At 48.3% G+C, this 12,251-nt stretch carries 10 protein-coding genes; all 10 read right to left on the minus strand.

The features are described from left to right. Positions 1 to 15: 15 nt before the first annotated feature. Positions 16 to 882, minus strand: a complete 867-nt coding sequence (locus tag HUN04_12870; protein ID WDP90533.1) for a MotA/TolQ/ExbB proton channel family protein — start codon at positions 880 to 882, stop codon at positions 16 to 18. A gap of 17 nt (positions 883 to 899) precedes the next feature. Next, positions 900 to 1,697: a flagellar motor protein MotB gene (locus HUN04_12875; GenBank protein WDP90534.1), complete on the minus strand. Its 798-nt coding sequence runs from the start codon at positions 1,695 to 1,697 to the stop codon at positions 900 to 902. Between the two features lie 108 nt (positions 1,698 to 1,805). Next, positions 1,806 to 2,438, minus strand: a complete 633-nt coding sequence (locus tag HUN04_12880) for a hypothetical protein (GenBank protein WDP90535.1) — start codon at positions 2,436 to 2,438, stop codon at positions 1,806 to 1,808. Between the two features lie 234 nt (positions 2,439 to 2,672). Then, entirely contained in the window at positions 2,673 to 4,862 is a 2,190-nt protein-coding gene (locus HUN04_12885) for a tetratricopeptide repeat protein (GenBank protein WDP90536.1), read from the minus strand. Positions 4,863 to 4,881: 19 nt separating this feature from the next. Continuing rightward, positions 4,882 to 6,519 (minus strand): undecaprenyl/decaprenyl-phosphate alpha-N-acetylglucosaminyl 1-phosphate transferase, encoded by a 1,638-nt coding sequence (locus tag HUN04_12890; protein ID WDP90537.1) that lies wholly within the window; start codon positions 6,517 to 6,519, stop codon positions 4,882 to 4,884. Positions 6,520 to 6,525: 6 nt separating this feature from the next. Next, the gene (xrtD, locus tag HUN04_12895) at positions 6,526 to 8,088 is read right to left on the minus strand and encodes a VPLPA-CTERM-specific exosortase XrtD (protein ID WDP90538.1); all 1,563 of its coding nucleotides are present in this window, start codon (positions 8,086 to 8,088) and stop codon (positions 6,526 to 6,528) included. Continuing rightward, entirely contained in the window at positions 8,088 to 8,819 is a 732-nt protein-coding gene (locus HUN04_12900) for a WecB/TagA/CpsF family glycosyltransferase (GenBank protein WDP90539.1), read from the minus strand. The genes xrtD and HUN04_12900 overlap by 1 nt, the downstream gene beginning before the upstream one ends. Before the next feature lie 4 nt (positions 8,820 to 8,823). Beyond that, complete coding sequence (locus HUN04_12905; protein WDP90540.1) at positions 8,824 to 10,494, minus strand: alginate lyase family protein; 1,671 nt, start codon at positions 10,492 to 10,494, stop codon at positions 8,824 to 8,826. A gap of 172 nt (positions 10,495 to 10,666) precedes the next feature. Further along, on the minus strand, positions 10,667 to 11,749 hold the full coding sequence (locus HUN04_12910; GenBank protein ID WDP90541.1) for a glycosyltransferase family 4 protein: 1,083 nt from the start codon (positions 11,747 to 11,749) through the stop codon (positions 10,667 to 10,669). After that, on the minus strand, positions 11,746 to 12,201 hold the full coding sequence (locus HUN04_12915) for a serine acetyltransferase (GenBank protein ID WDP90542.1): 456 nt from the start codon (positions 12,199 to 12,201) through the stop codon (positions 11,746 to 11,748). Before HUN04_12915 ends, HUN04_12910 begins: the two co-directional genes overlap by 4 nt. Positions 12,202 to 12,251: the final 50 nt, after the last annotated feature.

Here is a 12,251-nt window from a genome sequence, read left to right on the forward strand (position 1 = left end):
ATCGTCGAATCGAAACTATTCCACGGGAGGCAGCCGCTCCAGCCGCTCTTTTTCCAGAATTTCCTTGATCCTGGCGATGGAGATCACCTTTTCTTGCCGGGCCGCAGGGGTGAGAAAGGATTTAAGTTTTTTATCCAGGGCCCTGGGATGGATATCCTCGGCAATGGCCACGATCCCTTCGGTGATGATCCGCTGGAGGAGCAGTTCCTGGCTGGTCCGCTCCCGTATATTGGCACCTATGGGATAGCAGACCATATTGGCCAGAATAATCCCATAAAGGGTGGAGGTCAGGGCAATGGGGATGGTCGCCATAAGGGTGGCAGAATCCCCGATTCCCCCCAGCATGCCGATGAGACCGACCACTGACCCCACCAGGCCGAAAGCCGGGGCCACATCCCCCATGGCCCTCAGCAGCCTCAAATTCTCATCCCGCCGTTTCCGGAAAAAGAACATCTCCGCATTCAGGGCCTCCCGGATCTGTTCCGGGCTGTAATTGTCCACCATGAGCCCGATGGCCCGGCGCAAAAAGACAATGGTGGTCTCCTCTTCCTCTTTTTCAAGGGAAAGGATGCCCTTGATCTTGCGCTTTATTGACAGATCCACCAGGACCTTGACAATGGTATCTGCACTTACCGAAGGCCGGGTGTAAGATGCGGCGATCACCTTTAACAGAATGACGATCCGCTCCATTCTGTACCCTAAAAAGACCGCCGTAAGCGTTCCTCCCACCACAATAACCGCTCCGGCCAGATTGGCATAGAGCCCGACATTTCCGCTAAAGGCAAAACCGGTGCAGAACAGAAGAAAGCAAAAGCAGACCCCGATGATATTCAGTTTGCCATGGTTCCAAATGCTGTTTTTCCCCGTTGTGTTGGTATCCATTTGCCTCCCCTTAAAATTTATTGCGGTGCGCTTTTTAAATAAGGCCTTTCTTTCATCAATATAATCTCCACCCGCCGGTTCTGCCTCCGGTTCATCATGCTGTTGTTGGGCTGCACCGGCTGGTGCCAGGAATGTGCGCTGATAAAAAACCGTTCCTCCGGAATCCCTTCCTTTTCAATGAGGAAACGGGCCGTTTCCGTCGCCCTTGCGGCAGAAAGTTCCCAGTTGGTGGGATATTTTTCCGAATAATTGGGCATGGCATCGGTGTGCCCGGAAACATTAATGATATAATTACTATCCCTCAGCACCGGGGCAATCTGGCGCAGCCGCTCCCTGGCCTGGGGCCGGAGTTCCGACATTCCAGTATCAAAGAGGATGTCCCCTGCGATGGAGATGCGCACGGCTCTATCCGACACCATATCCACCCCTACGGAATCGTTGACGAACTCATCCAGAAACGCTTCCCTGGCCCTGTCGTAGATATCGGTTGGATTATGAAGGGCGTTGAGATCGGCGACCCTGCCGGCGCCGGACTCGGAAATGGAATGCACGCCCGGCCCGTCGTCCAGTACCAGCCGGCGGTTTCCGGCCTGGTATGCATAGAGTACTGTGAACAGCACAAACATGGTCATCATAAGATCGGCCCAGGACACCGACCACTTGTCCTGTTTAACAACCCCTGCCTCAGCCGCAAGATCCTCTGCATAGGGGTCAAATTGGGCAGACGCAAAAAAACCGGCGGGTTGCCTGCCCTGGGCAGCATCCTCGCCGGTTTTCCCTGTCGTTACCGCTGTTTGGACTATCTCTGTGCTCATTACGCCCTGCTCCGGTTCTTAATGGTATGTTGATGACATTACTTACTATTCGGCATCATACCATCAGAAATAAAGCAAAATTTATTCCAGGCGTATCAAAATTCTCCTTTATTCCCGGCGGCGCCGGATACCGACCACTCCGATCAGGCCGCATCCCAGCAGGACAGCCGCAGTGGGGATGGGTACAGGATCTGCTCCGCCGGTGTTGGTTTCAGTCTCCCAGGAGAGAGTAAAGGCCGAAACTTCAAAGTCATCGATATCAGTACCGGAAAGAAATCCCCACCTATATCCTATAAAGAAAGTGATATCATTCCACTCTCCTTCGGATTTTAGGATATCTGCGTCAGCAGTCCAGGTCAGGATATTTCCCTTTTTGCTTGAAGGAACCAAATCCTCGGTAACCCCGTTGACCGATAAAAAGCTTCCCTGTGAGTGCCAAAAAAATCCGCTTTCATTGGTATAGTCCACATCAAAATAGGTCATTTCAAATGTCAGGGTTCCGGTCGGCGTCCCCCCAGTCTGGAACTGCCTTGCAATGGGATCTGAAGAATCAAAATCAATACTTTTATCTGTGAACAGGTTCTCATGGTCTACATCGTTGTCTCCAAATCGAACAATGCGGTCCCCTTCATCATCAAAAACAGAGAGCAGGTCGATTTCGACCTTGGCTGCAGTAGCCGGTCCTGCCAGTATAAAAACACCTATCGCCAGTATCAAACCGCTTATCATTTTTTTAAGCATCTTTTACCTCCATTCGGATAATCAGCATCAAACAATTACCAGCACACAAAGCAAACTTTTTAAGCAATTAGTATACCAAAGCAATGCAAAAACCTGCAACAATACTCTGCTGCAGGTTCAATACAAAAAAAATAGGGGAATTTTTACCTTAATACCTACGTTAATATAACTCTAATTACATATATTGAGCATTTATATACTCAATATATGTAATTATTTTCCCAAAACCTATCTTCAACGTCCCTCATAAAACTTCTTGTACAAGGTTACAGCCCGGTCACGGCCCAGGAAATCTTTATCCGTGGCCGCCACCTTTTCCAGGGTGCTTTTTGCCTTTTCGCTTTTACCCAGGCGATGGTATAGCTCACCCAAGTGGGCGGCAATGGATTCATTCTCCGGCATCTGCTCATATGCCTGTTCAATCTTCGCCCTGGCCCTGTCAATATCCCCTTTCAGATACAGTGCCCATCCAAGGGTATCCTGCACCAGGGGCGAACCGGGATTGAGCGTATCGGCCTTTTGGGCCAGGTCCAGCGCCCGGTTATAATCCTGTTCCGAGGTCCCCAGTTCGGTCAGGTAAAAGGCCAGATTGTTGGCCGCCATCCAGGATTCCGGATGGTTGGCAAAGATCTGTTCATAAACCCCCATGGCCGCCTTGTAATCCTTGACGACCTCATAGGCATTGGCCAGGCTGAACCATGCAAACCGGTTATTGGCATCGGCTTCAATGGCTTCCTTAAGTTTTTCAATGGCATCCAGGTACCGGCCTTCCTTGATATACAGCCGTGCCAGAGAGGTAATAAACACCGAAGACTGCTTATTCTCCTCATACCCTGTATTCATCTCGTCAAGGGCCTTGTCCATCTTATTCTGCCGGGCAAGGGCATTGGCCGTTTTCAAGTATCCCAGGGGAGCCCCTTTCTTACTCTCTTTTAACTGCTTATACTGCTCAATGGCTTCGTCATACCGGTTCATGGCCAGGTAAAAATCCCCGAGGCCCGCAATGGCACCCAGATTGTAGGGATCCAGGCTGACGATCTTTTTCAGATTTTTCTCGGCGGCCGCCGTATCCTTTTTAAAGAGGTTGATCCGGACCATGGCCTTGAGAATCCCGGTGGAATCCGGGGCCTTTTTCTGGGCCGTCTTCAATACGTCCATTGCCAGGTCATAATCCTTGTTCAGGACATGGGCATTGGCCAGGCCAAGGTAGCCGTCCAGATGATCCGGATAATCCGTTATCACCGCCCTGAACTTGGACACGGCCCCGGCCCCGTCTCCCTTGGCCAGGTAAATCCGTCCCTTAAGATAATGGGCATCCACGCTTTTGGGATCTTCCTCAATCACCTGGTCAATGAGGCTGCCGGCCTCATCCACCCTTTTTTGGAGCAGCATGATCTTGCTCAAGCTCAATTTGGCCTTGATCAGGTCTGTACGTGCCGCCTTGTCCTCCAGGGCCAGGAAATCCTTTAGCACGGATTCCGCGTCCCCGATCTTATTGGTTTTGAGATAAATCTCGCTGAGCACACCGGAGTAAGCATATATCTGGGGTTTTTCAGCCATCCCCTCTTTAATCAGGCCAATGCCTTCATCCTTGAGCCCGCCCCTCAACAGCAACACCGCCCCGGCAACCCGGAGCCTGTCATTATCGGGATTATCCGCCAGGACCTCATTCACGATTGCCAATGCTTTGGCCGATTCCTTTTGTCTCAGATAGAGCCCGGCCAGGTTGAACTTGAACCCCGAGGACCCGGGAGACAGTTCAACCGCCTTTTTCAGATAAACTTCAACCTTCTCCAGATCCCCTTGGCTGCCGTAATAATTGGTCAGGGCCAAAATCAGGGGAAGGGAGTCGGGGTTCAGCGCCAGCCCATTTTGAATCACTTCACCGGCCTTCTGGGGATTCCCGCTGCTCCGCCAGTAAGAGGCCATCAATAAATGGTACTCCGCCCCCTGCTTTGCCTCATCCCCCAGGCTGTCCAGAACCGCCCTGGCTTCATCGGCCTTTTTCTGGGTCAAAAGGATCGAGGCCTGCAGAAACAAGGCGCCAGGATGATCGGGCTGCCGCCCCAGAATCTCGGCCACCTGGGCATTGGCCCTGTCCCAGGCCTTAGCCGCAAAAAATAGTTTCCCCAGATCCAGCCGGGCGTCAATCAGGTCGGGATCAAATTTCACCGCCGTGGAAAATGACTGGAAGGCCGCCTTGCCGTTTTTCTGCTTCAATGCAATCTTTCCCAGCAAATGGTGGGCCTTTGCAAATTCAGGATCAATCTGGACCGCATTTTTCAACTCAAGCCGCGCCTTTACCAGGTCCCCGGACTCAAAAAAGGCCATACCCTTATCGTAAAAAGCCATCTTCTTTTCTTCCGGCGTACCGCAGGCCGCAAGCAAAAGCGCCAAACCCGCCAGGACTACCCATACTCTCATCCGCATCGCATCAACTCCGTTAAATAAACCCTCTGATTGCCATAATGGTAAATGCCGCCACCAGGCTCCGGTCCAGGAAATGATTTTCCGGCCGCAGCTCCCCCAGCAGCACATCATAACTGAAAAACAAAATCAAGGCCGACGCCACCGCCACCTTGAGTTCCGGTATTTCCAGATGAATGCTGGGCAGGTTCGGGAACACAATAATCACGATAAATATTAAAAAATCCAGGGGATTGAATTTAAACCCCTTCTGACGCTTGGTCAGGTTCAAGGTGCCGATCACCGCCAGAATCAGCCCCACCAGGGCCGCATAATTAACCAATTGTACATTATCGGTTACCCAGTTCCCCGGGTTCACCGTTGATTCATACATCAAAAAAGGGATACTGCAATAAAGGCAGACCCGGATCACCGCTTTTTTGCTCTGGGGCCGAAAGTATTTAGCCCCCAGAATCAGAGCAATGAACACCGCACCGCCCGCCGACATATACCAGGGCATTGCCTTGGGTATCAAACACTGCAGAACAAAGACAATCGCCAGGCCCCAGCGGAGCATGGCGAAGAAAAACTTGATGGAAAACTTATCCCCGCCGAACCTGGCCAGAAAACTTTTGGCACCCAGCAGGCTGTCCTCGCCGTTCCTAAACTTGAATCCGGTCTGCCTGGCCAGGGCGAAAAAAAGAACAATAAAAGCGGCCAGGCCCAGGAAAATGCCCAGGTTCAACCAATTGGAATAGAACCTGAGCAGGAAGGCGCAGCAAAGAAACATCGCCTGGAGCAGATAAATGACGGTCACTGACTCGGAATGGTAGAGCCCCAGCTTCATCAGCCTGTGGTGGAAATGATTCTTATCCGGTTTAAAGGGCGAATTCCCTTTGGCCATGCGTTCAATCATCACTGTCAAGGTATCGATAATGGGAAAACCGATGAGAAACAAGGGGAGAATTTCGCTATAAGGGGTATTGGCCTGGGTCAGCATCAGGGTAAAGACCACGCATAGAAACCCCAGCATCTGGCTGCCCGCATCCCCCATGAAGACCACGGCCGGATGGGTATTGTACCGCAGGAACCCAAGAATGGCCCCGGCCACGGCAATGCACATCAGGGAGAGGGCCATATTGCCTGACTGGAATGCAAAAAAAGCGATGGACACAAAACTGAGCATGGACACCCCGCCGGCCAGCCCGTCCAGCCCGTCGGAAAGATTGATGGCATTGGTCACGCCCACCACAAAGAACAGGGTCAGCCCCAAAGAAAATACATAGGGCAGATCCATGCCCCCGGGCAACATATCTCCAAGGCACTTGATCCGCACCCCGCCGTACACCATCACGATCACGGCCCCGGCCACCTGGGCCCCCAGCTTCTGCCAGTACTTCAGGTCCTTGACATCATCCAGTATCCCGAATGCCACAATCACCCCACAGCCCAGAAGCACCGCCTTTATCGCCCCGTCAATGGGGGCCCACACCAGCACCGGCGCAAGGGCGCCGATGGCCATGGAAATCCCCCCGCTCCTGGGCATGGGCAGCAAATGAACCTTCCGTGCATCGGGTTCATCCACCAGGTGCATGCGAAAGGCCATCCGCTTAAACACCGGCACCAGGGCGATGGTCAGAAACAGCGACAGGATGAATGTGGTAAACAGATACATGAGAATTTATTTCGGTAAATATTCGTCCAGAACAGGCACAACCGCCCTTAAAAACCCTTGAAGCCGCTTTTCCGCCGCTTCCGCACTTTCCCCCTGGCCCACGGGTACAATCACCCGCACCAGGGCGCCATCCGTCCGCTGCCGGGTCAGAGCATCCCAAAAATTAAACCACTTCATCTCAAAGGCATTGGTGAGCATCCTGCCCCGCATGGGGAACCAGTAATAGGAAATCTGCTGATAAGGCCCGTTCTGGATCAGGGCCCGGCTCACCGGCAGCACCCGGCCGTCCCCCAGCGGCACAAGAGCTTTGCCGCTCTCCTTGAACACCCAGCCCCCGCCCCGCAGGCAGGTGGCCGGAGAATGGATGGACTCACCCTTCTGCTGGTTCTCATAATAGGCCACATAAAAATCAATGGGAGCGCCTTTGCCGTCGGTGTAGTCGGCCATGATATAATCGCTGAAATCCAGGGCCTCGACAAATTGCTCTTCCATGGTTGTCGGCGCGCCCCGCCAGCCGTCTATGGCCATGGGGAACTCGGCAAACGGCCGGACCATGGGAATGGCCGGCCTAAACTCAACGCCCCGGGAAAGGATCAGTGTCAACCCCAGCAATACAACCGAAACCAGGAACTGCGGCTGCAGCAGGCCTGATTTGACGGGCTCGACCTCTACCGGTACCGCATCTTCCTCATCATCCTGGTCCTCGTTATCCGCCCCCCCGGGCTCAGGAAACAACCGGTTCAATATCCACATCTCGCCCATGAGCACCCCAAGGGTCACCATGAAAATCAGCCAGCCTTCAAAATCGTGGAAGAACCCTTCCACCACCGCAGAGCCGAATTTCTCGGACAATATCCCAGTTAAAGCGATCCGAAAGGCATTGGTAACAATGGTCAAAGGGATGGAAGACAGCACAAGGACAGCTTTCTTCCACAGCCTGGATTTATAAAAATAGGCCATCAGAATGCTCAAAATGAGCATGGGAAACAAATACCGCAGCCCTGAACAGGCATCCACCACCTGAAGCTTTGTAAATCCAAGATCAATGACATTGCCCTCCCGGTAGGCACTCATGCCGTAAAGCCGCATCATGGCGACGCCCAGTTTAGAGGAAATCAGCCTCAGCTGAAATGTCAGCTTAACATTCAAAAAATTGGGCAAAGGAAACATGGCCAAGGAGATACAAAGTGGGAACCAGATGTTTTTTATACGGTACAGCCCCATGTGAATCCAACACAACCCCATAACCACCAGCCAGCATGAAAAATACAGCATGAAATATTCACCTGCCAGATCCCCCATCCAGAAAAGGCACAACCCCGGCACCAGTATCAGGAAACCCTGCCAGTTGATTTTGGCAGGAACATCAAAGAACCAATTTTTCTTTTCCCACAGCAGATACAAAACAATAAACGGCATAAGCATACCGTGGGAATAATCATCCCTGGCCCAGTCCTTAACAACCAGCCATTCAAATGTGGAATAATAAATGCCCGCGACCAACAGTCCCAATAGGACAATCTGAATCGCTCCCGTATTCAATACTCTATTCTCTTTAGTCGCACTCATTACATCAACTTTTTCATGACCACTTGGGCCGCAAATATGGGTAATTTAATCTGCCGTCCTATTCTTGAGGGCTCCGCCATCAATCTGTAAAACCATTCCAGACCTGTTTTGCAGTAGAACTCCGGGGCCCGGTTCACCGTACCGGCCAAAACGTCAAGAGTCCCGCCGATGCCTTGGCAGACTCGAACATGGTGTAGCCGATTCCGGTTTTTGGCAATCCAGAATTCCTGTTTAGGAGAGCCCAGAGCCAAAAATAAAATCTGTGCCTTTGACTCATTGATTCTCCGGACCAATTCATCTGTTTTGTCATCATCCAGATATCCGTTCTGTCGGCCAGCAATTTTCAGTTTAGGATGCCTTCGCATCAGTTCACCGACAGCTGCGTCATTAACCTCTTCCCTGGCACCGTAAATGAATATCCGATATCCCCTTCTCTCGGCCAAGCTGCAGATGTTCTGCATGAGCTCACACCCGGGAACCCGTTTTATCGAAGCTCCGTGAATCCAATTAGCGGCCATCACCATACCGATACCGTCAGGAATCAACAGGTCGGCTTCTTGAAACATTTTGTATAAAAACGGATTCTTGGGTACTGAATAATTCTTTTCCGGATTGGAGGCGAATATCGTATGCACCCGGTCTCCTTTATCTACAAATTCACCAACGCGGTTCAATGCCCGGTCCATATCACAATCATCAACCCACAGGTTTAACACCGGATATCTTTGCATTATACTAATCAATACTCCTATAAATCTTAACGGCCTTTTCCAATTGCGCTTCACCGAACCCTATCAAAGTCACAAAACGGATCTCATTTGGCACTCCTGACTTAACGGCATGTAGAGTACTTGTTTCTTCTAAAACTCCATATTCTGATGAATACCAACCCAAAAGAGGATTCTCCTGGCCTCGAACGAGGGTAAACAAATTTCCAGGATCGTATATAAAAATGCTTACCCCATTATTATCAAGACACAACCAATTCTTTTCTTTTATCACTTCAACATCAGGATGAAGATGAAAATTTTGCTCAAAGACATGTGTTCCGAAACCAGAAAAGAAATCTTTAATAACGCAACAAGTCCCATCATAAAAACACACGTCTCTTTCATGGATAACTTTATTTTTTAATCGAGTATAACCATCATGTTGTGCTCGAAGAAAAATGCTTTCAGCATTTTCATTAGTTCTAACCAGTTCTGCTGTATATGGTTTGTCCCAGATAAAACCAGAAAGCTGTTCCGCCTGATCTGTATTGTCAATACAAATGGTGTTATGAGATTTTGTTCCTTTAAAATAGGCCCTATGTTCCGGAACTCCATTATATCTGTATGTTCCTGGATCAATAAGAAACGGCAACTTATTTTTGGAAAGAGTTATCGATAAGGCATCGGCATGACCATGATTATACAACGGTGCCATACCCAAAGGCCCATGATCAAAAGTTATAAAAACGCCGCTTTGTGTTTTTATGATTGAGTATCCAGAATCATTGAATTGTTGGTAAGCTATACCTTGATGGTTCTTTTTTACGTTTCCTGGAAGCTGTCTTTTTGGGCAAATCCCCCCTCCTAAGGCGTATCCACTGTCGCTGTCTCCGATCATAGGGGGGGCACATCCATTAAATAAAAACGACTGCCAAAATATTTCACCTTTTTTTAAGCGCTCTTTCCATTTTGAACAGTCATAGTATTTATTAGTTTCAAGGAAATCTACCGAGAGCCAGTATAGGTCCAAAACAAATCGGTGATAATCAATAGACTGCTCGGCCCCCCCACCATCGTCCAGAATTTGGTGATAGAGCTCCTGTTCAAGCAGCCGGCATCCTTTCCTCAGCCATATTTGCCCCTCTTTATGACCTCTGAACACAGCTCCTGAAAAGAGTAATCCTACACATTCGCAGACCGTATGATTGCCGAGAGAAGAATATAGGGCCATATTCCTCGAAATCCACCATGCATGTTGATAAATCGCAGATAGAATCATCTCAATTTCATCTATATGCTCTTCAGGGTCTATTCTTTTCAAAATTAGAAAAAAGACTTGAATCCTCAGACCCAGTTCCATAGGCGATAAATAATGCACTCCGAAAAGAAAAGGGTTCTCTTTAATCCAAGAGATTACTTTCTGCGTAAGCCTATAAAATTCATCCTTATCTGTCTGAGGATCTATTGAAACAAGAGCTTGGGTGACAGATGTTAACCTTGCCGGTTCCCATACCGACCGGATATCGGGATCGGAGTCTCCAAATTTTATTTCCGAGAAAAATGTTTTGCAGTATCTTTTTTCAAACGGTTTGAAATCGACATCATCATTCAGATCAGTAGATTCTGTACAAAGATCCAATAGCTTGATATTGGGTTGATGTATATCTTTAATTACACCAATATCAACTTTGGGCACCCGAAAGAACATTCCCCGTCTTTTGAAGACATATCTAAAGTATTTTAACTGTAACCAGCGATTCAACCTGTATAATAGTTCAATCGGAGAAGCACTTTTTAGTCTCAATATGTATTCATTTTTACTATGCAACGTATCTGATTTTAATTCATTGTAACTATGCAAATGGATTTCATATCTTACTATATATCTTGTTCAGTCTTTTGGCGACGACCGGAGCGATAAAGTGACGGTTGGCATATTCAGCATTATAGCATCCGATTTCCATCATCTTGTCTTTGCTCGATAATATGTTTTCCAAAGACAATGCTATTTCTGCAGCGCTTTTGCCATGGACAAGGGCTCCCATTTTCCCGTGTTCAAACATATCCGATAGCCCCCCCATTGGGCGAGTCAGTACTGGCATTCCAACACTCATAGCTTCCAATACTGAAATTGGTAATCCCTCACCATAGAAAGTAGGGAAACAATAAATATGATTCTGCATAAAAACCCTTCTTTTTTCATCATCTCGAACAAAGCCAGTGAATTTAACCTGTTCCGGAGTCAAACCTATAGTACGAGTATGACTCCTAAGCTCCTCAAGTATAGGGCCATCGCCCGCAATCGTAAGTTCAACCCGTATATCCTTTTCCAACAGAATTTTAACCGCGTCTATCGTTTCAAAAACGCCTTTGGTACGCTCGAGTCGTGAAAGGAACAGTATTTTAATAACAGAGTCATGCTTTAACTGATGCCATCTTTGTCGAATATCAATTCCATTGACCAAACTATCCTCTACAGTAGTTGTCTCAATATAGATGGGCACCTTCACACCCCAATCCCTCAGTTTCTGTTCAAACTCAGATGCAAGTACAATAAATCCATCAGCCTTGCCAAACGTATGTTTAAAAAAAGATAAATACTTTTCCCCTACCTTCTCTGAAAAACTGTTACTCCACCCATGCCAAAAAATGAGAAGCTTGGCCCCCCTTCTTTTGGCTTGCCACGATAAAAGACCATCCCGGAAAAAACTTTTCACCCCTAATGAAGGATTGATGTGAACCAGATTAGGATTTAAATGCCTCATCCTATTCCAGAAACGGAACTGATCGGTTAGGGGGTGCAAAAATGCCCCTTTTTTCCTCAGGCCACCTATCTCTAAAGGAATCGCCGATGTCAAATATGGTAAAATTGCATTAAAATAGCTTGTTACTCCTCCTTTACCCTTAAGGTATGGAATTGTGGTAAGAACCTTAATGGTATCCGGTTTCAATTTGTTTTTTCCTCCATGGCAGGACAATCTAATATCTCTGCAGGAATTCCAACTGCCGTACAACCTGAAGGGATATCTTTAATCACAACTGCATTTGCTCCGATTTTCACATTGTCTCCTATGGTTACATTTCCAAGAACCTTGGCTCCGGCTCCGATGATGACACTATTGCCAATTACAGGAACACCATGACCTCTGCCTCCACCCAATGTTACCTGTTGGTAGAAATGAACATTGTCTCCTATGATGCAGTTTTTATGGATGATTATTCCTAAACCATTAAACCCAAAATGAACATTTTTCCCAATTATAGTTTCAGGGGGAATGACTGCGCAAAAGACGATCCTTAAAAATAGTCGAATTGTTAACGGGATAAGCGGTATTTTATTGCATTGACAAAAATGCGCTGTTTTGTATAGATAATAAGGTAAATTTGCCTTAGCTTTTTTCATTAAATGATCCTCACATTTTCTTCAGGGTCTTACCAAAGCATTTAAATCCA

The sequence above is a fragment of the Desulfobacter sp. genome (assembly GCA_028768525.1).
Taxonomy (GTDB): domain Bacteria; phylum Desulfobacterota; class Desulfobacteria; order Desulfobacterales; family Desulfobacteraceae; genus Desulfobacter.